The following is a 26,628-nucleotide window of genomic DNA, read 5'->3' as shown; positions in this document are numbered from 1 at the left end:
TAGGGGTTCGGCGTACGATCTGGCCATGGCCTCCACGGACACCGAAGTCGTCGAGCTCGACGGCCACCGGCTGAAGCTGACGAACCTGGACAAGGTGCTATACCCGGAAACCGGCACGACCAAGGCCGACGTGATCGGCTACTACAACGCCATCGCAGAGGTCATGCTCCCCCACATCCGGGATCGCATCGCGACGCGCAAACGGTGGGTGCACGGCGTCGGCACGCCGGACGAACCGGGCGAAGTGTTCTTCCAGAAGAACCTCGACGCCTCGTCGACGCCGAGCTGGGTGAAGCGGCGCACGATCACGCACAAGAGCCACAGCAACGACTACCCGCTGGTCAACGACCGGGCCACCCTGATCTGGCTGGCGCAGATCGCCGCACTGGAGATCCACGTTCCGCAGTGGCGGGTGTCGAGGAACGGGACGCAGAAGAACCCGGACAGACTGGTGCTCGACCTCGACCCCGGCGATGGCGTGACGCTCGCCGACTGCGCGGAGGTCGCCGTGCTCGCCCGCAGAATCCTCATCGACATGGGACTCGACCCGATGCCGGTGACCAGCGGGTCGAAGGGCATCCACCTGTATGCGGCGCTCGACGGCAGTCAGACCAGCGATCAGGTGTCCGCCGTGGCCCACGAGCTCGCCCGCGTGCTGGAGGCAGACCACCCCGACCTGGTCGTGAGCGACATGAAGAAGGCGCTGCGCGTCGGCAAGGTGCTCGTGGACTGGAGTCAGAACAACGGCGCCAAGACCACGATCGCTCCGTACTCGCTGCGCGGTCGGTTCCACCCGATGGTCGCGGCCCCCCGCACCTGGCGCGAACTGGCGCGGAAAGACCTGGCGCAGCTCGACTACACCGAGGTGCTCGCGCGGGTGAAGCGCAGGGGCGACCCGCTCTCCGACCTCTCCGCCGGCCACCTCGACGAAGAGGTGCACGGCGCCGCTGAGGACCGGCTCACCGTCTACCGCAGCAAGCGCGACGCCGCCAAGACGCCGGAGCCCGTGCCGGACAAGCTGGAGCACTCGACCAGCGGACGCACGTTCGTGATCCAGGAGCATCACGCCAGGCGGCTGCACTGGGACTTCCGGCTCGAGCACGACGGCGTCCTGGTGAGCTGGGCGCTGCCGAAGGGTCCTCCGACCGACCCCGGCCAGAACCATCTCGCCGTGCACGTCGAGGACCACCCGCTCGAATACGGGGCGTTCGAGGGCGACATCCCGCACGGCGAGTACGGAGCAGGGCACGTGACGATCTGGGATGCGGGCGACTACGACCTGGAGAAGTGGCGGGACGACGAGGTGATCGTCACCCTGCACGGCACGAAGGGCGGCGGGCTCGGCGGGGACAGGAGGTTCGCCCTCATCCACACCGGCGGCGAAGGCAAGGCGGAGCAGAACTGGCTGATCCACCTGATGAAGGACGACGCGGCGAAGGGGAAAGCGAAGGCGCAGCCGGAAACGCAGCATAAGTCGCAGCCGAAGGCGGGGGCCGCCGCGAAGGCGACGACCGCATCCACATCGGCAGAACGCGTCGCACCGTCCACGCTGTCCGCAAAGCCCATCTCCCCCATGCTCGCCACGCTCGGCTCGGAGAAGGACGTGCACGACGAGGACGAGTGGGCGTTCGAGATGAAGTGGGACGGCATCCGCGCCATCGCGGAGGTGCGCGGAGACGCGCTGCGGCTGAGCACGCGCAACGGCAACGACGTCACCGTCGCATACCCGGAGCTGGCGACGCTCACCTCTCTCGCAGACGGCCACGAGCTCGTCCTCGACGGCGAGATCGTCGCCCTCGACCCGACAGGACGCCCCGACTTCGGCCTCCTGCAGACCAGGATGGGCCTCACCAGGCCGGGGGACGTGGAGGCGGCGGTCACGCGCGCGCCCGTGCACTACCTGGTCTTCGACATCCTCGAACTCGACGGCCACGACCAGCGGAAGAACACATACGACGAGCGCCGCGCCACCCTCGAGGACGTGCTCCGGCCGCCGAAGAAGGACCCCGTGCAGGTGCCCCCGGCGTTCGACGGCGACCTGCGCCACGCCGTCGACGCGAGCAGGGACCTGAACCTGGAGGGTGTCATGGCCAAGCAGCGCGACGGCACGTACGCCACAGGGCGGCGCTCGCGCACCTGGATCAAGATCAAGCACCACCGGATGGAGGAGGTCGTGATCGCCGGCTGGACCCCGGGCAACGGCCGCCGCGCCAACGGGGTCGGCGCCCTGCTGCTCGGCATCCCGGACGGCGACGGCCTCCGCTACGTCGGCAAGGTGGGCACCGGGTTCACCGACGCGATGCTCGACGACCTCGCCACGCGGCTGGCCGCGCATCCCAGGAAGACGAGCCCGCTCACCGACATCCCCTCCGCCGACGCCAGGGATGCGCACTGGGTGCGTCCAGAGCTGGTCGGCGAGGTGGAGTTCGCCGAGTGGACGCCGACCAAGCGGTTGCGTCAGCCGTCGTGGCGCGGGCTCCGGCTGGACAAGGCGGTCGCGGACATCAACGTGGAGTGAGCGAGCTCACTTCCCGCGCTGCGCCGGTGAATAGACGCGCAGGCCGCCGGGCACCAGGGTGACGTTCAGGCGTTTGGCGCCGTCGTCGTCCGTGCCGCCAGGGGTCTCCGTCGACGCCTCGCCGTCGTGGGCGTATCCGGGGTCGTCGGCGCGCGAGCGGATCGTGAGCCCTGTCCCCGTGAACGCGTCGAGCACCGGAGGCCCCTGCAGGAACGGCAGGCGGGCGGCCAGCGCATCCATGCGGCCGCCGAGCGCGAGAGCGACCGCACCGCGAGTCTTTGGCTTGCCGCCGGCGAAGAGCACGCGCACGTCCAGCACGCCGTCGTCGAGCCTCCTCCGCTCGATCGGCGCCGCCGTGACGGGGTAGTAGCGGCCGACGCCGACGAAGACCGACCAGATCGTGCGGCGGCCACCCTCGATCTCGACCCGGAGCGGGCTGCTGCCGCGCAGGACGCGGACGGCGGCGATCAGGGCGGCGATCGGCTTGCCCAGCCGCTTCTCGTGCTTCTCCCTCTCCTCCACGAAGGACGGATAGATGCCGACAGACACCGTGTTCAGCACCGTGATGGGGTCACCGGTGGCGAAACGCAGGTCGGCGACGTCGACAGCGCGCCCCTCGCCCTTCTGCGCGGCGTCGATGGCGACGTCCACACTGTCGAGCATCGCGGCTTTGGCGAAGTGGTTGAAGGTGCCGCCAGGGAAGACCAGCAGCGGCAGGTCGTGCTTGCGCGCGATGGTGGCCATCGCGCCGACGGAGCCGTCGCCGCCGTGGATGCCGATGACGCGCGGCGGATGCGGGGACGCGAGGGCATCATCCACCAGCTGCGCGAAGTCGTCGCCACTGGACAGCTCGTGCACCACGGCCTTCGGCAGGCGCTTCGCGATCACGGGCCGCGGGTCCGGTCGTCCCAGCCCGCGGCCGGAGCCGGGGTTGACCACGATGAACGCGCCGTCGCCGTCGACGAGCGCCGGCAGCTCGATAGTCTCCGCCGTCGGCGGCGCCTCGTTCAGCAGGGCGGACGGCTTCGGCACGGGCACAGCGGCCTTGAGGGCGAGCGCGACGCCGGCGCCGATGGCCGCTCCGCCCGCCACATCCGAGAACCAGTGCGCCCCGGTGTGCAGTCGCGAGTACGCGACCCCGGCCGCCAACGGCGCAAGTGCCGCTCCGGATGCCGGAGACTCCAGGGCCGCGCCGGTCGCGAACGCGACGGCGCTTGCCGTGTGGCCGGACGGGAACGACGGAGAGGTGGGCGTGCGCTGCAGCCGTCTGCTGATCGGGATGGAGGTGAGCGCCGGCCGCTCCCCTCCGATGAGCCGCTTGCCGATCAGGTTCGCCACCAGGCTCGCGACGCCGAGCGACGCGAGTCCTCGTGCGGCAGCGCGCGGCTTGCCGAGCAGCATGAGCACAGCGGCGGCGGCGAACCAGAGCTTGCCGTGGTTGGCCGTGCTGGACACCAGACGCCAGAATCGGTCGACTCCCTGCCCCGTCCGCCGCGCGTTCACGCGCCTGGCCACCTTCTCGTCCACCTGTCGCATCCGCACTCGCCACATGCCTTCACCATATCCCCGGCCACTCGCGTCCTCTTTCGAGCAGTCACCACAGCCGCGCCGTTTTTCTGACTGGCGGGGGTGCGGCGCTAGGATCGTGGACGTGAGCACACACGTTGAAGAACCCCGCACCGCCGATGTCGACGACGAGCACGGCAGCCTTGTCCGCAGCCTGAGCGCCGTTCTGCCCGGTCCGCTCGGCAAGCTCCTCGCGACCATCGTCGTGCTGGTCTCCGCGGTCTTCTTCGTGATCAGCCTCGTCTTCACCTGGAGCGGCGACCCAGGGGCCTTCCTCCCGCTCTTCCAGGTCTTCGTGGCCGGCACCGTCGTGTCGCTCAACGCGCTGTACGCGAGCAAGACGTTCAGCTACGTCATCACGCTCATCGGCGCCGTGCTCTGGCTCTGGGTGTCCGTCACCCCGTTCGAGCCGTTCTGGCAGACGCTGCTGCAGGGCGTCACGGTCACGATCATGCTCGCCGGCGTCGTCTTTTCCACCGCAGCTGTCGCACTGAGCAAGAAGCCCCGGTTCTGAACGGCGAGCCGACCGGCTCCCGCACCGAATCGAACGGCGCTGACGCGCGCGACCCACAGGAGCCAGACGATACGACGCTCGCGCGTCGCCGTCACTTCGTCGACCTCACCCCGCTGAGGGAATCTCCCGCGTTCGCCAGGCTCTGGCTGGGCGGCTCGATCGCGGGCATCGGCGGTCAGATGACCGTCGTCGCCGTCGGCCTGCACATCTACGACCTCACGCATTCGACCCTCGCGGTCTCGGCCGTCGCGCTGTTCGCGCTGCTGCCGATGGTGGTGTTCGGTCTGTACGGCGGCGTGCTGGCGGATGCGTTCGACCGCCGCCTGGTCGCCCTCGTCACCGCCATCGTGGCGTGGGTGTCGACCGCCGGCATCGCCACCTTCGCCTGGCTGGACATCCAAGTGGTGTGGCCGCTCTACATCCTCACCACCATCAACGCCGTCGCCACCATCGTCATCGGAGGCACCAGGCAGGCCATCACGCCGCGATTGCTCCCCGCCAGGCTGCTGCCCGCGGCGAGCGCGCTCGGCGGTATCGGCTTCGGCGTGCAGGTGACCATCGGCCCCGCTCTCGCCGGACTCCTGGTCGCGAGCGTCGGCATCAGCTGGACGTACACGGTGGACGTGCTGCTCTTCACTGCGGCGTTCCTCGGCATCTTCACGCTGCCGAAGATCGTCCCGGAGGGCGAGCGGCAGCGGGCGGGCTTCGCCGGAGTGCTCGACGGGCTGCGATTCCTCAAGACGGCGCCGAACCTGTCCATGACGTTCGTGCTCGACCTGATCGCGATGACCTTCGGCCAGCCACGCGCCCTGTTCCCCGCCGTCGGTGCCCTGCTGATCGGCGGCGGGCCGGTGACGGTCGGCATCCTCACGGCCGCCGGCGCGGTCGGAACCCTGCTGTCCAGCGTGTTCTCCGGGCGGCTCGGCCACGTGCGCTGGCAGGGGCGGGCAGTCGGGAGGGCGATCGTCGTCTACGGTGCGTGCATCCTGGGCTTCGGGATCGTGCTGGCGGTGATCGCGTTCTCCGGCCTCGGCAGCAGCGGTCAGAACTTCGCAGACGCGAATCTGCCCGCCCTCATCATCGCCGCGCTGCTCCTGGCGGGCTCCGGCGCCGCGGACAACATCAGTTCGATCTTCCGCATGACCATCCTGCAGGCGTCCGCCCCCGATGCGATGCGCGGCAGGCTGCAGGGCGTCTTCACCGTCGTCGTCACCGGCGGCCCGCGTCTCGGCGACCTGTACATCGGCCTGCTCGCGCTCACCGGTGCCCTGTGGTTCCCTCCCCTGCTCGGCGGCCTCATCATCATGGTGCTGGTCGCCACGGTGGTGCGCGTGCAGGGCGCGTTCCGGAAGTACGACGCACTGGCGCCGACGCCGTAGCAGTCGGGCTCTCGCTCTGGCCGCGTGGCTAGCCCCGCGTGCGGATGCGGCGGGCGAGCTGCGGGTAGTCGATGACCACGCCGTCCTGATCCACTGTGACGTCGCCGGTGAAGTCCCTGCTCCCGCTGCTGTAGCGGACGACAGCGTGCCCGGCCTCTGGATCGTACGGACCGGAGCTGTACAGCTGCTCGCTGCGGACCACCGCGAGCGACGGCAGCGCCACCCACGCCATCACGAACGCGGTCTCCTGCACGGCGCGCTGGTGGGCGCCGAGCCGCAGGATGGGCATGGTGTTCGTGACGGGGCAAAGTGCGAGATCGCAGTCGTCAGCGCCGTCGAGGGCGCCGGACGCCGCATCCGCGTAAGAGATGCCTGGGTCGGGAAGCTCCTCGTCGTGGAAACGGCGCGTGCCGTTCTGGGCGACGTCGCTCGTCCACCGGCCGCGCGCATCCCGTGCCAGAGCCAGGCGGCGGGTGAAACCACGGCCAAACACGGCGACGTCCAGTCTGCTCGTCACCCAGCCCTGTCCCGTCTCGAGCGACCAGCTCGTGACGTAGTCCGCTGTGCGCGACGTGCCGAGCGCATCCAGCCGGTCGCCCGCGATGGTGATCGTGGCCGCCTCCAGCCGCTCCGGGTCGTCGTCGCCGACCCACTCGACCTGTCTGACCGCTCCGCGCATCCCGACCACCTCCCCTCCAGGATGAACCTTCCGCGCGCTACCCTCAAGGCATGACGGACCCCTTCCTCGCGATCGTCGTCGGCATCGCCGCCCTCACAACCGCGGCAGCGGGCGGTGTCTACCTCGGCTTCTCCACGATGGTGATGCCCGCTCTGCGCGGCGCCGATCCCAGGGACGCCACCGGCACGATGAACCGCATCAATGTGTTCGCGGTGCGCTCGGCGTTCATGGTGGTGTTCCTCGGCTCAGCGCTCGCCTCGGTGGTCGCTGTGTTCGCCGCGTTCCCCGGCCTTCCGTCCATGGAGGCGGTGCTCGCGATCGTCGGCGGCGTGCTCGGCGTCGCGGCATTCCTGGTGACGGCGGCGGTCAACGTGCCGCTCAACAACCGGTTGGCGGCCGACAGGGACGGAGCGGGTTACGCGGCCTTCGAACGACGCTGGAGCCGCGCGAACACGGCTCGCGGCACCCTGTCGCTGCTCGGCGCCGTGTCGTTCATCGGCGCTCTGGTGGCGTGACAGCGGCGCGCGCCGGCTGATCTCCCTGGACGCGCGCCGGCAGCGGCTGCGGTGCCGGCGGCCCGACGTAGCGCGACGACGGCCGCACGATCTTGCCGTCCGCCGCCTGCTCCAGGATGTGGGCGGTCCAGCCGACCACGCGCGCTGCGGCGAACGTCGGCGTGAACATCGACCGAGGGATGCCGCACGCCTCCATCACGATCGCGGCGTAGAACTCGACGTTGGTGTGCAGCTCCCTGCCCGGCTTCAGCTCCGCCAGCAGCTCCTGCACGCGGCGCTCCACCTGCACAGCGAACTCCACGCGCGCCCCGCCGAACCCCTCCGCTATGCCGCGGAGCATCCTGGACCGCGGGTCCTCCGTGCGATACACGGCGTGCCCGAAGCCCATGATGCGGCCTCCACGCTGCACGGTGGCCGTCACCCACTCGTCGATCCGGTCAGGGGTCGCGATCTCGTCGAGCGTGTCCAGCGCTCTGCTCGGGGCGCCGCCGTGCAGCGGCCCGGAGAGCGAGCCGAGTGCGCCCGTCACCGCGGCGGCGAGATCGGCGCCGGTGGAGGCGATCACCCGCGCCGTGAACGTCGACGCGTTGAAGCCGTGGTCGATCGCCGCGGTCATGTACGCGCTCACCGCGTGCTCGCTGCGCGCATCCGGAGCCTCGCCTGTCACCAGGTAGAGGTAGTTGGCGACGTGCCCGAGGTCGTCGCGGCTGCGCAGCGGGACGCGGCCGGTGGCGAGCGCGTGCAGGCCGGCGAGCAGCACCGGGGTTACGGCGCTGACCCGGATGGCGTCGGCGACCCTCGCGTACGCGCCCTCGTCGTAGAGCGGGCGGATGCGGTCGGCGGCGGCGACGGCCGCGAGCGCCATGCGCACCCCGGCGAGCGCATCCGGTGCGTCTGCGGTGAGACGGGCGATGGCGGGGAGCAGCTCTGCGACCTCGTCTGGGATGGCGCGAGCCAGCGCGATCCGCTCCCGGAAGGCGACCAGCTCTGCCCCGTCGGGCAGCGTGCCGAACAGCAGCAGATGCCAGGCCTCCTCGAAGCTCCGCTCGCTCGCCAGCTCGACCGCCGAGTACTGACGGTAGTGATAGAAGCCCTCGTGACCGCGCACGTCGCCGAGCGCCGTCTCCGCTGCGACCACGTTGGTGAGGCCGCGGGGCACGTCGATGAGGGTGTCGTTCATCCGGTCGTTCTGCATAGTATGAGCATGAGCATGGATCATCTGTGCGTCAACGTTGATCATGTCAATGTGGAGGTGGCCGTGCAGCGGGTCGTGCCAGAGGATGCCCCACGGGATGCGGAGGCCAGGGCACTCCCCCGGCTCACCGCCGAGCAGACGGCCGAGCGCCTCGGGGTCAAGATCGAGACGCTGTACGCGTATGTGGCCCGCGGGCGGCTGGACCGCATCCGCACCCCGGATGGCTCGACGTTCGACCCCCTGGAGGTGGAGCGCTTCGCCGGCGACCGGCGCAGGCGACCCGCCTCCGGCCCGCACGGGCACTCGGACGGCCGCCCACTGATGGTGGTCGAGACATCGTTCGCGCTGATCGAGGACGGCGAACTGTTCTATCGCGGACGGAACGTCGCCTCGCTGACCGGCGAACCGTTCGAGACCGTGGCCCACTGGGCGCTGACCGGCGACTGGGACGCTGGCGCGGCCTTCGCTGCCGGGCCAGGGCTCGACGCCGCGCGGCGGGTGGGCGACGCGCTGCCTGCGGCGGCGACGACGCGCGATAGACAGCAGGTGGCCGTGACTGCCCTGGCGGCCGCTGACCCGCTCCGCTATTCGCTCGACCGCGCCGCCGTGGTGGGAGCGGCGGAGGGGTTGGTGGCGGGGATGGTGGAGGCCCTGCCGGTGCGGAGCGCCTCGGACACAGCAGCACGGAGTCAGCCAGGTCCGCCCGGTCCGCCATCTTCCCTGGCCGCGCGGCTCTGGGCAGCGCTGACCGACGCGGGGCCCACCGCGCTCCCGGCCCTCAACGCGGCGCTCGTGCTCCTCCTCGACCACGACCTCGCCGTGTCCACGCTCGCGGCCCGCGCTGCCGCATCCGCCCGCGCCAACCCGTACGCGGTGGTGACGGCCGGTCTCGGCGCCCTCGACTCGCCCCTGCACGGCAACGCCAGCAGAGCGGCCCACCGGATGCTCGCCCGCGTCGTCGCCGGGGAACCGGCCGAGCGCGTCGTGGCCGACACGGTCGTCGCCGGACGCGGCCCCGTGCCCGGCTTCGGCCACGCGCTATACCCGGACGGCGATCCGCGGGCGCGGGCGCTGCTCGGGATGCTCGGGATGCTCGGGAGGCTCGGGGTGCTCCGGGAGCCGGCAGCCGCATCCACCGCTGTGCCGTTTCCCACCGCCAGCGCGCCGCATGCCGCCGCCCCGCCGACCGCCGCCGCTCTCGACGCTGCGGCCGACGTCGCCGCCATCGTCCACCGCCGCACCGGCCTGCACCCCAACATCGACCTGGCCCTCGGCGCGCTCTCGCTCGCGGCGGGCATGGCGGAGGACGCGGGCGAGGTCGTCTTCGCCACGGCGCGCAGCATCGGCTGGGTCGTGCACGCCATCGACGAGTACGAGCAGCCGCCGCTGCGCCTGCGTCCCGTCGGCCGTTATGTCGGCTGACGCACGCTCACGACAGCGCCGGCGTCAGCGGCGCAACGCCTTCCGCGCCAGCCAGTTGCCGAGGAATTGGGCGGCCTGCACCAGAATCACGATCGTGATCACCGCGATCCAGGTCACCGCCCAGTTGTAGCGCTGATACCCGTACGAGATCGCGAAGTCGCCCAGGCCTCCGCCGCCGATGCTGCCCGCGATGGCCGACAGGTCCACGATCGCCACGAACACGAACGTGTATCCCAGGATCAGCGGCCCGAGGGCTTCCGGGATGAGCAGGGTGGTGATGATCCGCCACGGGCTCGACCCCATCGCGCGGGCCGCCTCGATCACGCCGGGGTCGATCGTGACCAGGTTCTGCTCCACGATGCGGGAGATGCCGAACGTCGCCGCGATCGTCATCGGGAAGATCGCCGCCGGCGTGCCGAGGAACGTGCCGAGCACGAGCTGCGTCAGCGGGGCGACCGCGGTCATGAAGATGATGAACGGGATCGGGCGGATGAAGTTCACCAACACATTCAGCACGGCCGAGAGCGCACGGTTCTCCAGCAGCCCGCCGCGCCTCGTCGTGTAGAGCAGCACGCCGAGCGCAAGTCCGAGGATGCCGCCGAGGACGAGGGTCGCCACGACCATCCACAGGGTCTGCCCGATGGACTGCACGAACACCGGCCAGAGCGTGTTCCAGTCGTTCATGCCGCCACCTCCTCGACCTCGGTGACCTGGCGGAGGTCTGCGATCAGCGCATCCACCCCTGCATCGTCGCCGATCAGCTCGAGGGTGAGGCTGCCGAAGGAGCGGCCTTGCAGTGCGGAGATGCCGCCGTAGACGATCTCGAAGCGCACGTTGTGCCTGCCGACCGCATCCGACAGCACCGCGCCGAGGCGGCCGTCGTCGTGGATGCGCGCGGAGACGATGCGCCCGGCGTGCTTGCCGCGCAGGCGCTCCACCTCCGTCTCGTCCGGCGTGTTCTTGAGGACCGTGCCGACGAAGCGCTGCGCGGTGCCGGTCTGCGGCGACGAGAACACCTCGAACACGCTGCCGGTCTCGATGACTCTGCCGGCGTCGAGCACGGCCACGCGGTCGGCGATCGACCGGACGACCTCCATCTCGTGCGTGATGACGACGATGGTGACGCCGAGCTCGTCGTTGACGCGCTTGAGGAGCCGCAGCACATCCGCGGTCGTCTCCGGGTCGAGCGCCGACGTCGACTCGTCGGCGAGCAGGATCGCCGGGTTCGTCGCGAGCGCACGGGCGATGCCGACGCGCTGCTTCTGCCCTCCGGAGAGCTGGTCGGGGTAAACCCAGGCCTTGTCGGTGAGACCGACGAACGCCAGCAGCTCTGCGACGCGCTGCGAGCGCTTGTCCTTCGGCCAGCCGGCCACCTTGAGCGGGTATGCGACGTTGCCGAACACCGTGCGCGAGCGGAACAGGTTGAATTGCTGGAAGATCATCCCGATCCCGGCCCGGACAGCACGCAGCTTCGATTCGGGAAGCTGCGTGATGTCCTGGCCGTCGATCAGGATGCTGCCGGAGGTCGCCCGCTCGAGCGCGTTGATGAGGCGGACGAGCGTGCTCTTCCCGGCCCCCGAGTATCCGATGATGCCGAAGATCTCACCGCGCTCGATCGCGAGGCTGACCCCGTCGACCGCCGTGATGGTCGCGTCGCCGGAGCGGAACGCCTTCGAGACGTCGCGGAACTCGATGATGGGACTCATCCGCGCTACTTCGCCGCCTTGATGGTCGTCTTCAGCTTGTCCAGGATGGAGATCAGGTCGGCCTGCGGACGGTCGACGATCACCGCGGTGTTCTTGGACTCGGCAAGCACAGCGTCGGTGACCGGCTTGGTGTGGTAGAGCTCTGCGACCTTGAGGTAGGTCTTGTTGTCCTTGTCGGCGGCGCGGGCGACGAACGCGTTGATGTACGGCTCGGCGGTGTCGCTCTTCGGGTCGTCCTGGAACAGCGCCGACTTCGGGTCGATTCCCGCGGTGAGGGCGAAGTTGTTGTTGATGATCGCGCCGTCCGCCGAGTCGAGCGCAGGGGCGGTCTGGGCCGCATCCACCGGGATGACGGAGACCTTCGAGTCGGACGCCACGATGTCGGCGGGGGTCGCCAGCGTGTTGCCGCCGTTGGCGAGCTTCAGCAGCCCGGCCTTCTGCAGCACGAGGAGCGCGCGGGCCTGGTTGGTGGCGTCGTTCGGGATGGCGATCTTCGCGCCCTGGGGGATCTCGTCCAGCTTCGTGTACTTCTTCGAGTACAGCGGCAGCGGCACCACCTGGGTGGAGGAGATCGGGACCAGGTTCTGGTTGGCGTTCACGTCGTAGTTCGCGAGGAACTGCAGGTGCTGGAACAGGTTCAGGTCGATCTGCTTGTCCGCGAGGGCCGGGTTGGCCTGGGTGTAGTCGCGGAAGCCGACGACCTGGATGTCGATGCCTTCCTTCGCCGCCGCCTTCTTGAGGATGGTCCAGTACGGTGCAGCCTGCTCCGTGGTGCCGATCTTCACAGTGACGCGCTTCTCTGCGCCGTTCGAGGCGGGCGCGGTCACGTTCACGATGATGAGCACGACGGCGACGATGACCGCGATGACCGCGATCCCGATTCCGACGATCCAGCCGGTTTTCGACTTCGGCTTCTCCGGCAGGGACGGGGTGGGCGGGGTGGCCTCGGACATGGCTGTGCCTCTCTTGTGAAGGGGTGGGGGTGTGCCGGCGAACGGTTGGCGGCTATTCGAGCCTGCCTGCTGCGCTCCGGATGCCCAAACCGTGTTCCGAAATGTGACACAGCGGCAACGCGCACGAGTCGTGCGAAAGGTGCGGTGCCCGCCGCGGCGAGCGCACCTTTCGCACGACTCGTGCGTGCGGTTTACGCGTTCTGGGGCTGCAGTGCGGTCTGGATGCGCACCATGTTGCCTGACGGGTCGCGGAACGCGCAGTCGCGGGGTCCCCACGGCTGGTCGATCGGCTCCTGCAGCACCTCGGCTCCCGAGGCGCGGACCCGCTCGAACGCGGCGTCGATGTCGTCGGTGCGGAAGACGATGTTCTGCAGCACGCCCTTGGTGAGGAGTTCGAGGATGGTGTCGCCATCGGCCTGCGAGCGGCCGCCGTACGGGTCGGAGAGCACGATCTCGAGCCCCGGCTGGTCGGCGCTGCCGAGGGTGATCCAGTGGTGCCCGCCGGATTCGACGTCGCGCACAACGTCGAGCCCGAGAGCGTCACGGTAGAAGCTGAGCGACTCCACGGGGTCGCTGACGGTGATCTGGTAGTACTGCAGTGAAACGGTCATGTCACCACTGTATGAATCCGGCCGTGGCAGCACTTCTCCAAAACTGCTCGATCGGCGATGGATGGGCGGACTGCGGCCAGCGGGCAGCGGGCTGCGGTCGGCGGGCGATCGGTCAGGCGGACGTGGACCGCACCGGCCGGGTGCGCTGCTTGGCGACGCACGACGGCATCGCCTCGACCGCCCTGTGTTCGCGCGCCCGGTACTCGGTCGGGCTCATGCCGACGATCTCGCTGAACTTCGAGCTGAACGAGCCGAGCGAGGTACAGCCGACGGTCATGCACGCGTCGGTCACGCTCATCCCGGAGCGGAGCAGCGCCATGGCGCGTTCGATGCGGCGCGTCATCAGGTAGCTGTACGGGGTTTCGCCGTACGCCGCGCGGAACTGGCGGGAGAAGTGCGCAGGCGACATGAGCGCCTTGCTCGCGATCGTCGGCACGTCGAGCGGCCGCGCGTATTCGCGGTCGATCAGGTCGCGCGCCCTGCGCAGGTGCGTGAGTGTTTCCAGTTCCTCCGGTGACACGCCACGAGCGTAGCACCGCGCCCTCACGAGACTCAGGCGTCCTGTTCGACCAGGCGGATGAATGCGCTCAGCTCGGTGAGCCCGGTCGGCGTGTTCGGCAGGTACTCGGTGAGCTCCGGCGAGTGCACCAGGTACGCCGCCCACTTCGCCCGCGACACGGCGACGTTGAGTCGGTTCTTCATCAGCAGGAACGACATGCCGCGCGGAACGTCGGCCGACGACGACGCGGCGAGGCTGACGATGGCGATCGCGGCCTCCTGCCCTTGGAATTTGTCGACCGTCCCGACCCGCACGCGCGGGAGTCCTGACTGGTCGAGGGCAGCACGGACGGCCGCGAGCTGCGCGTTGTACGGCGTGACCACGATCACGTCCTCCTCGCGCAGCGCGTCGCGCGCGCGGCCGTCGCTGGGATCGGTCCACGCACGTCCGAGCACGTCCAGCACGATGGCGACCACCGCGGCCGCCTCCTCCGGCGACTCGGTGGAGTTGCCGACGTGCTCGACGGGGACGGGATGCACCCCGGCCGCCACGCCGTCCAGCGCGCGCTTCTCCGCCTCAGGGTGCGCGTGCAGCTTGCCCTCGTATGACAGCGCGGACACCGCACTCGCCAGCGCGGGATGCATCCGCCTGCTCTCGGCGAGGAAGTACCCGAACTCGGGCGGCAGCACATCGTGCCCGTCGCTCACCCAGCCGAGCGCCGACCCGTCGATGGGCTCCGGATGCCGCCCCTGGCTGACCTGCGGGAGCTGCTGGGGGTCGCCGAGCAGCAGCAGATTGCGAGCCGATACCCCCGCTGCGATAGTGGACGCGAGCGAGAACTGACCCGCCTCGTCCACGACGAGCAGATCCAGGCTGTCGCGCGGGATGCGCGCGGCGTTCGCGAAGTCCCACGCGGTTCCGCCGACCACGTACCCGCTCGCCTCGTTGTCGAGGGCGAACAGGAGCTGGCCGTCGTGTTCGAGCGGGGTGAAGGCGTGCGCGGCCTGGTCGCTGTCGGCGCCGGGGACCTTGCCGACGAGCCGCGCATCCAACCCGGCAGCGACGACCCTGTCGAGCAGGTTCTCCACCACGGCGTGCGACTGGGCCACCACGCCGATCCGCCACCCGTGCCGCTGCACGAGACCGGCGATGACGTGCGCGCCGAGGTAGGACTTACCTGTTCCTGGAGGCCCCTGCACCGCGAGGTATGAGCGATCGAGGTCGAGGAGGCTGGCGACGACGGCGTCGATGCGGCCGCTGCCGTCCACCGGTCCTTCCAGCGCGAGCGAGCCCGACCGCGTGCGCGGAGGCGTGCGGCGCAGGAGGTCGACCATGCCGTCGCGCGGCCAGCCCCCGCCCCGCCGCGCCTCCAGCAGCTCGCTCCCCCACTCGCGGATCGCCTCGGCCAGGCGCCGCGCATCCGGCGGGCCGGCCGGGGTGAGGGCACTCGGCAGGTCGTCGTACGGCGGCACGTCTCTCGGCAGGGTCTCGCGCACGACCACGGCGCCGTCGTCCGTCGCCTCGATCACCGCCACCGATCGCGCCGCTCGCGCCCCCGGCTGTGAGCGCGGGGGCCGGAACGGCCCTGGGTACTCGTAGAGCAGGAACGGCCCCGTCCGCTCGCTCACGCGGATCGCGCTTCCCGGTCCCCACCGTCCGCTGAGCAGCAGCTCGCGGCGCTCGACGCGCTGCCCGTCGTCCTGGTACCAGTCGCGCAGCACGCGCACGTCCTCCACGACCAGCACATCCCTGTTGTCCGCCCACTCCTCGACCGGCTGGATGAGCCGGGCGAAGTGCGACTGCCAGAAGCTCTTCTGCTCCCGGCGGTGGAAGTCGATGGCCGCCGCGGCGAGCGCCATCGCCTCCCTGTCCGGTGTGCGATGCGGGTCGAGAGGGTCGCCGGCGAACGCGAGCAGTCCTGCACGCAGCGGCGACTCCTCCGGGGCGATCTCGACATCGTCGACCGGCGCCTGCCCGATCGGCACGCCGTTCTCCTGCGCCCGCGCGATCAGCCAGTCCCGGAGCCGCAGGGTGGAGACGCAGTCGTAGCGGTTGTAGTCGCCGATCGCGTCCAGAATCGGCTGCGCCTCGTCGTCGCGGCCGACCGCGATGAGGTCGCGCGCGTTGGCGTACTGCGTGATCGAGTCCGCACCGTTCGTCACGTCGCTCTCGCGCAGCTCGTCTCCCATATAGAGCGGTTCGAGCTTCTTGATCGAGTACGACCGCGAGCCGACCCGCACCGCCTTGCGCACCAGCGGATAGAGGTCGACCATCACGCTGTCGCGCAGCAGCGCGTCCACCTCCTCCTCGCCGACCCCGTGGCGGGCGGCGAGCGCGAGCAGGTGCGTCTGCTCGTAGGCGGCGTAGTGGTAGATGTGCATGTTCGGGTAGCGTTCGCGCCTGTCGCGCACATACGAGAGGAACGCTTCGAGCGCCACCCGCTCCGCGGCGAAGTCGTGCGCCCAGAACGCGGTGAACTCGGCGTTCTCGTCGACGAGGCCGAACAGGTAGTCGAGGTTCCAGCGCTCCCCGGAGCCTTCTGTGTAGAGCGGGTCGCCCTCGAAGTCGAAGAAGATGTCGCCGGCGTCCGGATGCGGAAGCACCGCGAGGACGGGGGCGTTGAAGACTCGGATCGGCGGCGGCGCGCCCTCCACCGCATCCCGTTGCAGCCGCGCCTGCTCGCGCAGCCCGTCGAGCGTCCCGTCCGGCACGCCGTCGATCGGCCCTGTGGACGCGGCGAGCTGGTCGATCGTGAACACCCCGGCCTCGAACAGCCTGGCCCGCTGGGTGACCCGCATCCCCGCCACCAGCAGCACGTCCCTGGTCGCCTGGATCTCCGCGTCGCAGGTGTCGCAGCGCCCGCACACGGTGAACCGGGGGTCGCCCCACGCGACGGGCCCTTCCTCTGCGAGGTGCTGCTCGATGATCCAGAGCAGCCTGGCACGGCGCTTGCGGTAGACGGGCTCGATCTCGGAGACCCTGTGCTCGCTCACCGAGCCGTCGCCGAGCAGCAGCTCGACCGTGTCCTCCACCTCGACGCCGATGCGCCGGAGCTGACCGGCGTACGCGGCGAGCTGCAGCAGCGCGGTGACGCGTGCGCTGCGGGCGAGCTTGGAATCCTGCACCCGGTAGCGGCCGTCTGGGCGGCGCACGATGAAGTCGGCGAAGCCCACGAACGATCCGTCGAAGAAGGTCGCCTGGAAGACCACCTCCGACGAGCGCGCGAAGGCGTCCGCCGTCGCCGCGACCGCCGCGGCCAGACTGTCGGCGTCGAGCCGCTCCGGCCGCTCGATCTCGGCCACCCCAGCACCGAATCGCTCGCGGTAGCGCTCCAGGATGTGGTGCTCGTGCTCGTCGCCCAGCCGGGACGACCGCACGTACATCGGGTCTTCGATCTCTTCGGTCTTCTCGAGCCGCCCGAGCTTCACGTCGAGCGCACGCAGAAACGCGAACTCGCACTTCGACGCCTCTGTCAGGTCACTGGCACTCGTGACGATGACGCCATCCAGAAGGAACACGTTCGCTCCCTCCGGCGACTCGGACGACCCCAGCGGCCGCCGCTGCCAGCGAGCCTATCCGGAACCACCGACGCCGCCGCGTCAGGCGGTGATCGTCATCCGCTCGATGCCTCCGTGCCCCACCAGGAAGGTGAACGTCGACGGCCCGTTGAACCCCGAGCCTCCGACCAGCGCCGTCACGGCCACGCCGTCCGGCACGGCACTGAACTGCAGGTCGTCGAGCGAGACGGCCGAGCCGATGAACTCGCCGTCGCTCCACCCTCTGATCGCCTCGCGGCCGGTGAACACGCGGCCCCAGTCGTCGACGCTCCCCGTCGGCGCGAAGGTGTCGAGGAAGCGCTCCGTGTCGTGAGCGTTGGCCGCGTCGATCGCCGTGGCGACGACGGGCGGGATGCCATCGCGGCTCTCGTCGGTCATCGCCCCAGTGTGGACCGCATCCGGTGCCGGGCGCCAGTGCCTGAATCCACACCGTGTGGGGGACGGAGGCCGCGCACCGTCACGCCTTCTTCGCCGCCGCCTTCGCCGCGCGCTTGAACTCGCGCACCTTCGTCAGCGACTCCGGGCTCACGATGTCCGCCACCGAGCGGAACGACCCCTCCGTGCCGTAGTCGCCCGCCGCCTCTCGCCAGCCGGGAGCCGTCAGCCCACGCTGCTTGCCGAGCAGCGCGAGGAAGATCTTCGCCTTCTGCTCTCCGAAGCCTGGCAGCGCCTTGAGCCTGCGCAGGATCTCCGGGCCGTCCGGGTCGCCCTGCGTCCAGATCGCCTCGGTGTCGTCGCCCCAGTCGTTCACGATCGCCGCGGCGAGCGCCTGCACCCGCCCGGCCATGGAACCGGGGAACCGGTGGACGGCCGGCGTCTGCTTCATCACCTCGACCAGCTTCTCGGGATCGGTGGATGCGACGGTCGCCGGATCGAGCGAACCGAGCCTGTCCTTCAGCTTGGCCGGGCCGGAGAACGCGGTCTCCATCGGGATCTGCTGGTCGAGCAGCATCCCGAGGATGAGCGCGAAAGCGGACTGGTCGAGGACGGCGTCAGCCTCTGGGTCGCCGGTGATGTTCACAGCCATGTGTTCATGGTGCCATCCGGTCAGGCGACCAGCAACAGCACCCCCGCCACGAGCGAGGCGAGCGCGAGCAGCAGCGCGACCCCGAGCAGCACGCCGTGCACGATGAGGAACGGGGTCGGCTTGCCCGCCGCATCCCGCGCCCTGGTGTCTTTGGCGACTCTGGCGAAGAACCGCGGCCAGGCGAAGACGTTGAAGACGGCGTTGAGGAACAGGACGATGGCGGCGAAGACGGTCATGGTGCCTCCAGCCTAAAGCCGGGCGGCTCAGTCGAGCCTGTGCCGCGGCCGCACCACCTCCGACAGCGACGGCCGGTCCGTCCAGCGCAGTTCGACGATCTGGTTCGCCTGCGACGTGTAGAACACGTGCTGCGTCGACGTCGCGTGGTCGGCGAAGGCCGACGGCGTCGACTCGGCTCCGGGGTCGTCGGCGTTCGTGAGCGGGTTCTCGTGCCAGCCTGTCGGGTCCTTCCACAGCTCGTGGATGCGGTGGTCGCCTCCGGCGTACACGACGTGCTGGGTGGCGACCGGCACGGCATCCGTCGCCTCGAACGCGTACGCGGACACGCTCGTGCCTGCCAGCACATGCTCCGCCCCGCGCGGCGCCGTCAGGTTCTCGACCGACCACGTCCCGTCGAAGCTGAACTCCCAGACGTCGCCCGAGGTGTCGACCACATCCACGTGGCGCGTGCCGTCCGCGGTGAACCCGTACCCGCGGTATGCGTCGTCGGCGAAGCCGTCCGGCCCGTCGAGCCCGGCGCCGATGTCGACGGGCTCGCCCCAGGTCAGATTCGAGGTGCCTGTGTATTCGTAGATGCGGCCGTCGTCGCCGAGGTAGTCGACGTGCATCGTGCCGCCGGCGGAGAATGCGTACCCGCCGGGCGCCCTCGCGCACAGCGGACCGCCGTGATCCCAGGTGAGGTCTTTGTGCACCCAGGTGGGGTCTCCGTCGTCCTTGGACTTCCGCGTGAGCACGTGCACGTGCCTGTCGATGCCCTGGAACACGACCACCTGCGCCCGACCTGCCGAATATTCGAACCCCTGCGCGGCCTTCTGTGCCGCCTGCGCTCCCGAGTCGGCGGTGAGGTCGTTGGCGTGCCAGCCGTCGTCCTGGTACAGCTCGCGCAGATGCCCGTCCGCCGTCGTGCCGAGGTAGAGGACGTGCTGCGTTCCCTCCAGCACGAACAGGTACGCCTTCGGAGGCGACGACGAGTGCGGGGCGCCGCTCTCGTCCATCAGGTCCTTCTCGTGCCAGACGTCGTCCGTCCCGCAGTACAGCTCGTGCAGGATCCCGGTGTTGTCGGAGACGCCAGACCCGCCCAGGTAGATGACGTGCCTGGTTCTGTCGTCCGGGAAGTCGTATGCGGCGGGCGCGAAGACACCCGTCGGGAAGTGGAACGCGTCTGTCAGGTTCCGTGCTGTCCAGCCCATGATCTGCTCCGATCGGGAGAATGCGGCGTCAGACGGGGACAGAGTACGCCTGAGACACTGTCCGTGGAAAGGGCGAGCCTGCCGCTCACTCCGGCACGGGCTGTGCCAGAGGTCCGAAACGCTCGCCGAGCAGCTCGAGCATGGCCGCCGCCGCCGCGCTCGGCCTCGTGCGCGACACAGCGCTGAGAACCCAGTCGATGCGCTCCACCAGCGGCACGACCACGGCACCGGCGGCGGGAAGCACGGTGAGCTGCGGCATCACCGCCACCCCGAGCCGAGCGGCGACGAACCGCGGGATCTCCCCCAGATCGGACAGCTCGGTCGACACCCGCCTGACGATCCCGAGCGTGTCCAGGGCGCGGTCGAGGGTGACCCGGTTGCCGAAGCCCTCGCGCGCATCCACCCAGCGGTCTGCGGCGAGGTCGGTCACCGACACGGCGTCGGCGCCGGCCAGTGGATGCGCCTCCGGCAGCACAGCGACGAACGGCGAGATCGCGAGATCCCGGTAGAGCAGGTCGGGCACCCTGCCAGGCAGGCCGAGGAAGGCCACGTCGATCCTGCCGAGCCGCACATCCCGCGCCAGCCCCGTCGATCCGCTCGGCGACGGCCCGAGGCGCAGGTCGACCAGCGGGTGGCGGGCGTGGAACTCGCCCATGATCCCCGGCAGGTCGATAGTGGTGAGGTTGGTGAAGATCCCGACGCGCACCTCGCCGCGGAGACCGCCTGAGCTGTCGGCGAGGAGGCGCATCCGCTCGGTGGCTTCGAGAGTGGTGCGTGCCGCATCCAGCATCTGACGGCCGAGCGAGGTCAGCCGCACCCGGTGCCTGTCGCGCTCGAACAGCGCTCCGCCGAGCTCGCGCTCCAGCGACCTCACACCGGCAGACACGGTGGACTGGGCCGCGAAGACCCGGTCGGCCGCGCGGGTGAAGTTGAGCTCGTCGGCGACGGCGACGAAGTATTCGAGCTGACGGGTATCCACGTGGTTATCGTATCCTCCGATCACGATAATCAGTGATATCCGTTGGACACGATCACCGTGCGAGAGCACGATGTGCGTATGGCACTCACGACCTCCCCCACCCGCCCAGCCACATCCTCCCGCTCGTGGCGTCTCCGTCACGGCGCGGGGTTCTGGGTCATCGCCGCGGCATTCCTCGCGGTGATGGCGTTCTCCACACTGCCGACACCGCTGTACGCGCTGTACCAGCAGCGCGACGGCTTCCCCACCTGGGTGGTCACGGTGATCTTCGCCGCGTACGCGATCGGCGTGCTCGCGAGCCTGTTCCTCATCGGCCACATCAGCGACTGGGCAGGACGGCGCCGGATGGTCCTGGTGGCGATCGCGCTGGAGATCGTGGCTGCCGTGCTCTTCCTGTTCTGGAACGACGTTCCCGGCCTGCTGGTCGCCCGCGTCATCTCCGGCGTCGGCGTCGGCGCGCTCACCGCGAGCGCGACGGCCCACCTCAGCGAACTGCGCTCGACGGCGAAGCCGGAGGAGAGCCCGCGCATCGCCGGAACCGTCTCCACGGTCGTCAACACCGGCGGCCTGGCTCTCGGCCCGCTGATCGCAGGGGCGCTCGCGCAGTTCCTGCCGGCGCCGCTGATCCTCCCGTACGCCGTGTTCCTCGTGGTGCTCGCGGTCGCGGTGGTCGCTGTCGCCCTGGTGCCGGAGACGGTCGAGCGCGCGGAAGAGCGGCCGGCATACCGGCCACAGCGCATCTCCCTCCCCCGGGATGCGCGGAGCACGTTCTCCGCGGCGGCCATCGCCGCGTTCGCCGGGTTCGCGGTGTTCGGACTGTTCACGTCGCTCGCGCCGACGGTGCTGTCCGGCGTGCTGCACGAGTCGTCGCGCCTCCTCGCCGGGGCCGTGCCGTTCTCGGTGTTCGCTGCGTCTGCCGTGTCTCAGATCGTGTTCGCCCGACTCTCCGGCCGTGCGCAGCTCGTGCTCGCCATCCCGCTGGTGGTCGTCGGTCTGGTCGGCCTCGCCGTCGGCGTGCTGTCGGCAGGACTCGCGCTGTTCGTCGCGAGCGGCGTGGTCGCCGGGGCGGGGGTCGGGCTGCTGTTCCGCTCGGCGATCGCGGTCGCCGCATCGCTGGCGGCCCCCGACCGCCGCGGCGAGGTGCTCGCGGCGATCTTCCTCATCGCATACGTCGGCCTCGCGGTACCCGTGCTCCTGGTCGGCGTTGCGCTGATCGTGTGGCCGGTGGTGCCGGTGCTGGTGGTGTTCGTGGTGGTGGTCGCGGCGCTGTCGCTGGCCGCAGGGTTCCGGATGCTGCGCCGCTGAGCGGTCGGACTCGGGCCCTGACGCGCGTCAGTCCGCGGCGCGGAGCTGCACGCGCAGCGAGTCGACACGCGTCGCGATCACATCGTCGGCGGCCCAGCGCTGCGCGAGTCGGCCGAGCACCGCATCCAGCTCATCCCTGGTGAGGCCCCCGGCGAGGGTCAGCCGCACCACCAGTTCCTCGCCGGCGAGCCTGGCCCCAGGGTCGCCGGCGACCAGTTCGATGTCGTGCACGCCGAGCTCGGAACCGATGGAGGCGGTGAACGCCGCGAACACCTCAGGGTCCCTGTCGCTCGGCAGCCAGGCGCGGCTCTGCGCGATCGCCCACAGCGCAGGGCGCCGCAGCACGAACTCGGTCTCCGAGGTCGGGTCGAGCACGACCAGCTCGGTGTCTTCCGCCGCTGCCGCCAGCGCAACGCGCATCCCGTCCGCCGGCACGGGGCGGGCATCCCGATTCCAGGTCTGCATCGCGGTCACCGATGAGAACACCGGCAGTACGGTGCGTCCGTCCGGTCCGGCGACGGTCACGATCGCGAGCTCCTGGGTCTTGTCGATCAGCAGCCCGTCGTCGGTGGTGTCGCTCTCGCCGAGCCGCGCCATCAGCGGGATCAGCAACCGGGATGCTCGCACAGCGTCGACCACGGCCTCCGCGCCCACCTCGCCGGCCCGGAACGCCGCCAGCGCGCCGAGCAGCGCGGGCGGCGCGCTCCCGTCGTCGTCGCCGAAGGCGTTCTCGTCGAACTCACGCCCTTCCCAGGGCTGACCGGCCGAGTCGGCCAGCCGCGCAGCGTCGGCCGCGAGCTGCGCGGCGAACCCGCTCAGCCGCGCCGCCCCTTTCGCGCTGGGTCCTGTGGATGCGTCGCTCGCGTCGCCACTCGGCGTCACGCCGCCGTGCCCGCCGTACGTGCCACCCGCGCCATTCGCACCGCCCGTACCACCACCACGCCCACCGCTCTCACCGCCGCCGCTCTCCGCGTCAGCGCCGCGCATCCGGTCGTCGCCTGGCTCAGTGCCCTGCGACATCCAGCGCCTCTGGCAGCGTGAACGCGCCGGCGTAGAGCGCCTTGCCGACGATCGCGCCTTCCAGGCCGTGCGAGACCAGTTCGCGGAGCGCCGCGATGTCGTCGAGGTTGGAGATGCCGCCGGACGCGACCACGGGTCGCGGCGTGCGGTCCATGACCTCGCGGAGGAGGTCCAGGTTCGGTCCGCGGAGGGTGCCGTCCTTGGTGACGTCCGTGACGACGTAGCGTGCGCATCCGGCGTCTTCGAGGCGGTCGAGGACCTGCCACAGGTCGCCGCCCTCCCTGGTCCAGCCGCGCGCTGCGAGGGTCGTTCCCCGCACGTCGAGACCGACCGCGATCGCCTCGCCGTACTGGCCGATCACGTTGGCCGCCCACTCGGGGTTCTCGAGTGCCGCCGTTCCGAGGTTGATGCGCTTCGCGCCGATCTCGAGCGCCGACTCGAGGGAGGCATCGTCGCGGATGCCGCCGGAGAGTTCCACGTTGACGCCGCGGACCTGCTTGATGACCTTCTTGAGGATCGCGTGGTTGTTCCCGCGCCCGAACGCCGCGTCGAGGTCGACGAGGTGGATCCACTCCGCGCCCTGGCTGGCCCACTCGGCCGCAGCGTCGACAGGGTCGCCGTAGCTCGTCTCCGAGCCGGCTTCTCCCTGGGTCAGGCGGACGGCCTTGCCGTCTGCCACGTCGACCGCCGGCAGCAGGACGAGCCGGGGGGTGTTGTTGAATTCGCTCATGATCTTCCTCGGTTGGGCCCGCGCGGTGGCGGCGGGCTCGGGGTGGGCATGGAGGCTACAGGGTGCCGATCCAGTTGCGGAGGAGCTGGATGCCCGCGCGCCCGGACTTCTCCGGGTGGAACTGGGTCGCGCTGAGCGGCCCGTTCTCGACGGCGGCGATGAAGCGGGTGCCGTGCTCCGCCCAGGTGACGCGCGGCTTCGGGAACGGAGGGACGACGTCCAGGGTCCAGTCCTGCGCCGCGTAGGAGTGCACGAAGTAGAACCGCTCGTCGCGGAGACCGTCGAACAGGGCGGAGTCCTCCGGCGCTTCGACCGTGTTCCAGCCCATGTGGGGCACGACGTCCGCCTTCAGCACGTCGACGGTGCCCGGCCATTCGCCGAGGCCTTCGCTTTCGAGGCCGTGTTCGACGCCGCGCTCGAACAGCACCTGCATCCCGACGCAGATGCCGAGCACCGGCCGTCCCCCGGCGAGGCGCCTGTCGATCACCTCGTCGCCGTGGGATGCGCGCAGCGCGTCGATGACAGCGGCGAACGCACCGACGCCGGGAACGAGCAAGCCTTCCGCCTCTTGAGCACGGCGGCGGTTGCCGGTCAGTTCGACGTTCGCGCCCGCTTCTTCGAGTGCTTTGACCGCGGAGTGGACGTTGCCCGTTCCGTAGTCGAAGACGACGACATCGGGTGCGGTCACAGCGCCCCCTTGGTGGATGGGATGCCCGTGATCAGCGGGTCGAGCGCCTTCGCCTGACGGAACGCGCGGGCGAACGCCTTGAACTCGGCCTCGGCGATGTGGTGCGGGTCGCGCCCGCCGACGACGGTGATGTGCGTGGTGATGGCCGCGTTGAACGAGATCGCCTCGAAGACGTGACGCACCATCGACCCGGTGAAGTGCCCGCCGATCAGGTGGAACTCGAACCCGGCCGGCTCGCCGGTGTGCACGAGGTACGGACGCCCGGAGATGTCGACGACGGCCTGGACGAGCGCCTCGTCGAGGGGCACCAGGGCGTCGCCGTAGCGGGAGATGCCGCGCTTGTCGCCGAGCGCGATCTTGATCGCCTGGCCGAGGACGATGCCGATGTCTTCGACGGTGTGGTGCACGTCGATGTCGGTGTCGCCGTCGGCGCGCACGCGCAGGTCGGTGAGCGAGTGCTTCGCGAACGCCGTGAGCAGGTGGTCGTAGAACGGCACGGACGTCTCGATGTCCGTGGCGCCCGTGCCGTCGAGGTCGATGCTCAGCTCGATGCTGGACTCGCTGGTCTCGCGCTGCAGAGTGGCGATGCGATTCGTCATGACTGCGAGTTTACCGGGGCGTCCGGACGCCCGAGCGCCGCCAGAGCGTCGAGGAACGCGCTGGTCTCCGCCTCGGTGCCCGCGGTGACGCGCAGGTGGTGCGGGATGCCGACGTCGCGGATGAGGACGCCGCGGGCGAGCAGTGCCTCGAACGTCGCCTGCGGGTCTGCGACGCCGCCGAACAGCACGAAGTTGCTGCCGCTGCGGTGCGGCTGGTAGCCGAGCCTGGCCAGTTCGGTGACCAGCCGGTCGCGCTGGATGCGGATCTCCCCGACCATCGCGAGCATCTCGCCGGAGTGGGCGAGCGCAGCGGTGGCGGCGGCCTGCGTGAGCGCGGACAGGTGGTACGGCAGGCGGACGAGACGGAGTGCATCCACGACGGCCGGGTCTGCGGCGAGGTAGCCGACGCGCGCTCCGGCGAACGCGAACGCTTTGCTCATGGTGCGCGAGATCAGCAGGCGCGGACGGCCGGGCAGCAGGCCGAGGGCGGTCTGCTCGCCGTCCGGCAGGAACTCGGCGTACGCCTCGTCGACGATCACGATGCCGCGGGCGGCCTCGTATGCTGCTTCGATGGTCGCGAGAGAGAGCGGCGTGCCCGTCGGGTTGTTCGGCGAGCACAGGATGACGATGTCCGGGTCTTCGCGCCGGATCTGCTCTGCTGCAGTCTCGGCGGACAGCTCGAACTCTCCGTCGCGCTGCGCGGCGATCCAGCTGGTGCCGGTCCCTGACGCGAGCAGCGGATACATGGAATAGGTCGGGCTGAACCCGAGCAGGCTGCGCCCCGGTCCTCCGAACGCCTGCAGGATGTGCTGCAGCACCTCGTTGGATCCGTTGGCCGCCCAGATGTTCTCCGCCGTGAGCCCGTGCCCCAGATACCGTGCGAAGGCCTCCCGCAGCTCGGTGAACTCCCGGTCAGGGTAGCGGTTGACTCCCCCGATCGCCGTCGAGATGCGCGCGACGATGTCCGCCGCCACATCCGCGGGTACCGGATGCGTGTTCTCGTTCACGTTCAGCGCCACCGGAACAACCTTCTGCGGCGCTCCATACGGGGTCTTCCCCCGCAAGTCATCACGAATCGGCAAATCGGAAAGAGAAGTCACCCATCAATGCTAGTCACGCTGCGCACCGTGTGACGCCGGGTGGCGTGGACGACGGCTGCGGGCGCCTGGGGGCTGCTGGCGCTGACGGGGCTCCGTACACACGGAGAACGGAGCCCCATCGCCGCGCATCTCCTTCCGAACGAAGCACTCACGCGCTGGCGCACCGGGCATACAGAAAGGGCGCACCCTCCCAGGCACGCCCTTCCCGAATTCTTCCCCGGAACCTTCCGAAGAACCGGTCCCTCAGGAGCCGGCCCGCATCCCTACCGCGCGTACTGCGTCGGGATAGCCAGCTGCTGCCCGGGCGACACCACGGCGGTGTCGAGCTGGTTCAGCGAGACGATGTCGGCGATCACATCGCGCGGGTCGGCGCTCGGCGCGACCTTCTCCGCGATGCTCCAGAGGGACTGGCCGGACTCGACCGTCACGTAGTGGAACTGCACGTGTGCCTGGTCGCCCGAGGCCGCTGCGCCCCCGCCGTTGAGCGCGAAGACGAGGGCTCCGACGATGAGCGGCACAGAGGCCAGCATGGTGAGGACGACGCGTCCGCGTCGCGTGAGACGAAGGCGCGTGCGCGCGCCCACGGGCGTCGGGAACTGCGACGACGACATCGTGATCGTTGCTGTGCTCATGCTGCTG

26 protein-coding genes are annotated in these 26,628 nt (G+C 70.2%); 6 read left to right on the top strand and 20 right to left on the bottom strand.

Annotated features, from left to right (window positions below):
* Positions 1-25: 25 nt before the first annotated feature.
* Complete coding sequence (locus ASE16_RS13910; protein WP_055895856.1) at positions 26-2,518, top strand: ATP-dependent DNA ligase; 2,493 nt, start codon at positions 26-28, stop codon at positions 2,516-2,518.
* A 6-nt stretch (positions 2,519-2,524) separates the two neighbouring features.
* On the opposite strand, the gene ASE16_RS13905 is transcribed toward ASE16_RS13910, so the two are convergent.
* Entirely contained in the window at positions 2,525-4,069 is a 1,545-nt protein-coding gene (locus tag ASE16_RS13905) for a bifunctional phosphatase PAP2/diacylglycerol kinase family protein (protein ID WP_235500497.1), read from the bottom strand.
* 100 nt (positions 4,070-4,169) lie between these two features.
* Here ASE16_RS13905 and ASE16_RS13900 point away from each other — a divergent pair, with 100 nt between their 5' ends.
* Together ASE16_RS13900 and ASE16_RS13895 are read left to right on the top strand one after the other, a co-directional pair.
* A complete protein-coding gene (locus ASE16_RS13900) occupies positions 4,170-4,598 on the top strand; it encodes a hypothetical protein (RefSeq protein ID WP_055896593.1) in 429 nt (142 codons plus the stop codon).
* 113 nt (positions 4,599-4,711) lie between these two features.
* Positions 4,712-5,977 (top strand): MFS transporter, encoded by a 1,266-nt coding sequence (locus tag ASE16_RS13895; protein WP_082581452.1) that lies wholly within the window; start codon positions 4,712-4,714, stop codon positions 5,975-5,977.
* 28 nt (positions 5,978-6,005) lie between these two features.
* On the opposite strand, the gene ASE16_RS13890 is transcribed toward ASE16_RS13895, so the two are convergent.
* The gene (locus ASE16_RS13890; RefSeq protein WP_055896590.1) at positions 6,006-6,656 is read right to left on the bottom strand and encodes a putative glycolipid-binding domain-containing protein; all 651 of its coding nucleotides are present in this window, start codon (positions 6,654-6,656) and stop codon (positions 6,006-6,008) included.
* Positions 6,657-6,706: 50 nt separating this feature from the next.
* On the opposite strand from ASE16_RS13890, the gene ASE16_RS13885 reads away from it, so the two are divergent.
* Positions 6,707-7,171, top strand: coding sequence for a DUF1772 domain-containing protein (locus ASE16_RS13885; protein ID WP_055895850.1), 465 nt, complete (start codon positions 6,707-6,709; stop codon positions 7,169-7,171).
* Here ASE16_RS13885 and ASE16_RS13880 read toward each other — a convergent pair.
* A complete protein-coding gene (locus ASE16_RS13880) occupies positions 7,149-8,351 on the bottom strand; it encodes a citrate/2-methylcitrate synthase (protein WP_082581492.1) in 1,203 nt (400 codons plus the stop codon). The genes ASE16_RS13885 and ASE16_RS13880 overlap by 23 nt on opposite strands.
* A gap of 24 nt (positions 8,352-8,375) precedes the next feature.
* On the opposite strand from ASE16_RS13880, the gene ASE16_RS13875 reads away from it, so the two are divergent.
* A complete protein-coding gene (locus ASE16_RS13875; RefSeq protein ID WP_235500496.1) occupies positions 8,376-9,788 on the top strand; it encodes a citrate synthase in 1,413 nt (470 codons plus the stop codon).
* Between the two features lie 24 nt (positions 9,789-9,812).
* Here ASE16_RS13875 and ASE16_RS13870 read toward each other — a convergent pair whose 3' ends face one another.
* The 11 genes from ASE16_RS13870 to ASE16_RS13820 all read right to left on the bottom strand — a co-directional run bounded on the left by ASE16_RS13870 (position 9,813) and on the right by ASE16_RS13820 (position 20,547).
* Positions 9,813-10,472: a methionine ABC transporter permease gene (locus ASE16_RS13870; protein ID WP_055895842.1), complete on the bottom strand. Its 660-nt coding sequence runs from the start codon at positions 10,470-10,472 to the stop codon at positions 9,813-9,815.
* Complete coding sequence (locus tag ASE16_RS13865) at positions 10,469-11,494, bottom strand: methionine ABC transporter ATP-binding protein (RefSeq protein WP_055895841.1); 1,026 nt, start codon at positions 11,492-11,494, stop codon at positions 10,469-10,471. The genes ASE16_RS13870 and ASE16_RS13865 overlap by 4 nt, the downstream gene beginning before the upstream one ends.
* Before the next feature lie 5 nt (positions 11,495-11,499).
* The gene (locus ASE16_RS13860; RefSeq protein WP_055895839.1) at positions 11,500-12,447 is read right to left on the bottom strand and encodes a MetQ/NlpA family ABC transporter substrate-binding protein; all 948 of its coding nucleotides are present in this window, start codon (positions 12,445-12,447) and stop codon (positions 11,500-11,502) included.
* 191 nt (positions 12,448-12,638) lie between these two features.
* Positions 12,639-13,058: a VOC family protein gene (locus ASE16_RS13855; RefSeq protein WP_055895836.1), complete on the bottom strand. Its 420-nt coding sequence runs from the start codon at positions 13,056-13,058 to the stop codon at positions 12,639-12,641.
* Positions 13,059-13,170: 112 nt separating this feature from the next.
* The gene (locus ASE16_RS13850) at positions 13,171-13,578 is read right to left on the bottom strand and encodes a helix-turn-helix transcriptional regulator (RefSeq protein WP_055895834.1); all 408 of its coding nucleotides are present in this window, start codon (positions 13,576-13,578) and stop codon (positions 13,171-13,173) included.
* 32 nt (positions 13,579-13,610) lie between these two features.
* On the bottom strand, positions 13,611-17,075 hold the full coding sequence (locus ASE16_RS13845; RefSeq protein WP_055895831.1) for a TM0106 family RecB-like putative nuclease: 3,465 nt from the start codon (positions 17,073-17,075) through the stop codon (positions 13,611-13,613).
* Positions 17,076-17,156: 81 nt separating this feature from the next.
* The gene (locus tag ASE16_RS13840; protein WP_055895830.1) at positions 17,157-17,492 is read right to left on the bottom strand and encodes a hypothetical protein; all 336 of its coding nucleotides are present in this window, start codon (positions 17,490-17,492) and stop codon (positions 17,157-17,159) included.
* Between the two features lie 79 nt (positions 17,493-17,571).
* The gene (locus tag ASE16_RS13835; RefSeq protein WP_055895828.1) at positions 17,572-18,141 is read right to left on the bottom strand and encodes an HhH-GPD-type base excision DNA repair protein; all 570 of its coding nucleotides are present in this window, start codon (positions 18,139-18,141) and stop codon (positions 17,572-17,574) included.
* A gap of 20 nt (positions 18,142-18,161) precedes the next feature.
* The gene (locus tag ASE16_RS13830) at positions 18,162-18,377 is read right to left on the bottom strand and encodes an SCO4848 family membrane protein (RefSeq protein ID WP_055895826.1); all 216 of its coding nucleotides are present in this window, start codon (positions 18,375-18,377) and stop codon (positions 18,162-18,164) included.
* Between the two features lie 27 nt (positions 18,378-18,404).
* A complete protein-coding gene (locus ASE16_RS13825; protein WP_055895824.1) occupies positions 18,405-19,568 on the bottom strand; it encodes a hypothetical protein in 1,164 nt (387 codons plus the stop codon).
* 85 nt (positions 19,569-19,653) lie between these two features.
* Complete coding sequence (locus ASE16_RS13820; RefSeq protein ID WP_055895821.1) at positions 19,654-20,547, bottom strand: LysR family transcriptional regulator; 894 nt, start codon at positions 20,545-20,547, stop codon at positions 19,654-19,656.
* Between the two features lie 78 nt (positions 20,548-20,625).
* Between ASE16_RS13820 and ASE16_RS13815 the strand changes: the two genes are divergently transcribed.
* Positions 20,626-21,852, top strand: coding sequence for an MFS transporter (locus tag ASE16_RS13815; RefSeq protein WP_055895819.1), 1,227 nt, complete (start codon positions 20,626-20,628; stop codon positions 21,850-21,852).
* 27 nt (positions 21,853-21,879) lie between these two features.
* Here the strand turns inward: ASE16_RS13815 and ASE16_RS13810 are convergent, their stop codons facing one another.
* From ASE16_RS13810 to ASE16_RS13785, 6 genes are all read right to left on the bottom strand, one after another.
* Positions 21,880-22,671 (bottom strand): SseB family protein, encoded by a 792-nt coding sequence (locus ASE16_RS13810; RefSeq protein WP_055896584.1) that lies wholly within the window; start codon positions 22,669-22,671, stop codon positions 21,880-21,882.
* Positions 22,672-22,855: 184 nt separating this feature from the next.
* The gene (priA, locus tag ASE16_RS13805; protein ID WP_055895816.1) at positions 22,856-23,602 is read right to left on the bottom strand and encodes a bifunctional 1-(5-phosphoribosyl)-5-((5-phosphoribosylamino)methylideneamino)imidazole-4-carboxamide isomerase/phosphoribosylanthranilate isomerase PriA; all 747 of its coding nucleotides are present in this window, start codon (positions 23,600-23,602) and stop codon (positions 22,856-22,858) included.
* A gap of 55 nt (positions 23,603-23,657) precedes the next feature.
* The gene (hisH, locus tag ASE16_RS13800; RefSeq protein WP_055895815.1) at positions 23,658-24,290 is read right to left on the bottom strand and encodes an imidazole glycerol phosphate synthase subunit HisH; all 633 of its coding nucleotides are present in this window, start codon (positions 24,288-24,290) and stop codon (positions 23,658-23,660) included.
* Entirely contained in the window at positions 24,287-24,889 is a 603-nt protein-coding gene (gene hisB / locus ASE16_RS13795; RefSeq protein ID WP_055895814.1) for an imidazoleglycerol-phosphate dehydratase HisB, read from the bottom strand. The genes hisH and hisB overlap by 4 nt, the downstream gene beginning before the upstream one ends.
* On the bottom strand, positions 24,886-25,989 hold the full coding sequence (locus ASE16_RS13790) for a histidinol-phosphate transaminase (RefSeq protein WP_055895812.1): 1,104 nt from the start codon (positions 25,987-25,989) through the stop codon (positions 24,886-24,888). Before ASE16_RS13790 ends, hisB begins: the two co-directional genes overlap by 4 nt.
* 263 nt (positions 25,990-26,252) lie before the next feature.
* Entirely contained in the window at positions 26,253-26,621 is a 369-nt protein-coding gene (locus ASE16_RS13785) for a LysM peptidoglycan-binding domain-containing protein (protein ID WP_055895810.1), read from the bottom strand.
* Positions 26,622-26,628: the final 7 nt, after the last annotated feature.

Origin of the sequence: Leifsonia sp. Root227 (assembly GCF_001428745.1) — a bacterium.
GTDB lineage: Bacteria > Actinomycetota > Actinomycetes > Actinomycetales > Microbacteriaceae > Leifsonia.
Note: the sequence above shows the minus strand (reverse complement) of the source record. Positions and strands in the feature narration are given on the sequence as shown.

What these genes read in the sequence shown, in the direction of transcription:
- ASE16_RS13910 (WP_055895856.1), top strand. Translation starts at nt 26, where the DNA reads ATGGCCTCCACGGACACCGAAGTCGTCGAGCTCGACGGCCACCGGCTG.
- ASE16_RS13905 (WP_235500497.1), bottom strand. Translation starts at nt 4,069, where the DNA reads ATGTGGCGAGTGCGGATGCGACAGGTGGACGAGAAGGTGGCCAGGCGC.
- ASE16_RS13890 (WP_055896590.1), bottom strand. Translation starts at nt 6,656, where the DNA reads ATGCGCGGAGCGGTCAGACAGGTCGAGTGGGTCGGCGACGACGACCCG.
- ASE16_RS13885 (WP_055895850.1), top strand. Translation starts at nt 6,707, where the DNA reads ATGACGGACCCCTTCCTCGCGATCGTCGTCGGCATCGCCGCCCTCACA.
- ASE16_RS13880 (WP_082581492.1), bottom strand. Translation starts at nt 8,351, where the DNA reads ATGAACGACACCCTCATCGACGTGCCCCGCGGCCTCACCAACGTGGTC.
- ASE16_RS13875 (WP_235500496.1), top strand. Translation starts at nt 8,376, where the DNA reads ATGAGCATGGATCATCTGTGCGTCAACGTTGATCATGTCAATGTGGAG.
- ASE16_RS13870 (WP_055895842.1), bottom strand. Translation starts at nt 10,472, where the DNA reads ATGAACGACTGGAACACGCTCTGGCCGGTGTTCGTGCAGTCCATCGGG.
- ASE16_RS13865 (WP_055895841.1), bottom strand. Translation starts at nt 11,494, where the DNA reads ATGAGTCCCATCATCGAGTTCCGCGACGTCTCGAAGGCGTTCCGCTCC.
- ASE16_RS13860 (WP_055895839.1), bottom strand. Translation starts at nt 12,447, where the DNA reads ATGTCCGAGGCCACCCCGCCCACCCCGTCCCTGCCGGAGAAGCCGAAG.
- ASE16_RS13855 (WP_055895836.1), bottom strand. Translation starts at nt 13,058, where the DNA reads ATGACCGTTTCACTGCAGTACTACCAGATCACCGTCAGCGACCCCGTG.
- ASE16_RS13840 (WP_055895830.1), bottom strand. Translation starts at nt 17,492, where the DNA reads ATGACCGACGAGAGCCGCGATGGCATCCCGCCCGTCGTCGCCACGGCG.
- ASE16_RS13835 (WP_055895828.1), bottom strand. Translation starts at nt 18,141, where the DNA reads ATGGCTGTGAACATCACCGGCGACCCAGAGGCTGACGCCGTCCTCGAC.
- ASE16_RS13830 (WP_055895826.1), bottom strand. Translation starts at nt 18,377, where the DNA reads ATGACCGTCTTCGCCGCCATCGTCCTGTTCCTCAACGCCGTCTTCAAC.
- ASE16_RS13825 (WP_055895824.1), bottom strand. Translation starts at nt 19,568, where the DNA reads ATGGGCTGGACAGCACGGAACCTGACAGACGCGTTCCACTTCCCGACG.
- ASE16_RS13815 (WP_055895819.1), top strand. Translation starts at nt 20,626, where the DNA reads ATGGCACTCACGACCTCCCCCACCCGCCCAGCCACATCCTCCCGCTCG.
- priA (WP_055895816.1), bottom strand. Translation starts at nt 23,602, where the DNA reads ATGAGCGAATTCAACAACACCCCCCGGCTCGTCCTGCTGCCGGCGGTC.
- hisB (WP_055895814.1), bottom strand. Translation starts at nt 24,889, where the DNA reads ATGACGAATCGCATCGCCACTCTGCAGCGCGAGACCAGCGAGTCCAGC.
- ASE16_RS13785 (WP_055895810.1), bottom strand. Translation starts at nt 26,621, where the DNA reads ATGAGCACAGCAACGATCACGATGTCGTCGTCGCAGTTCCCGACGCCC.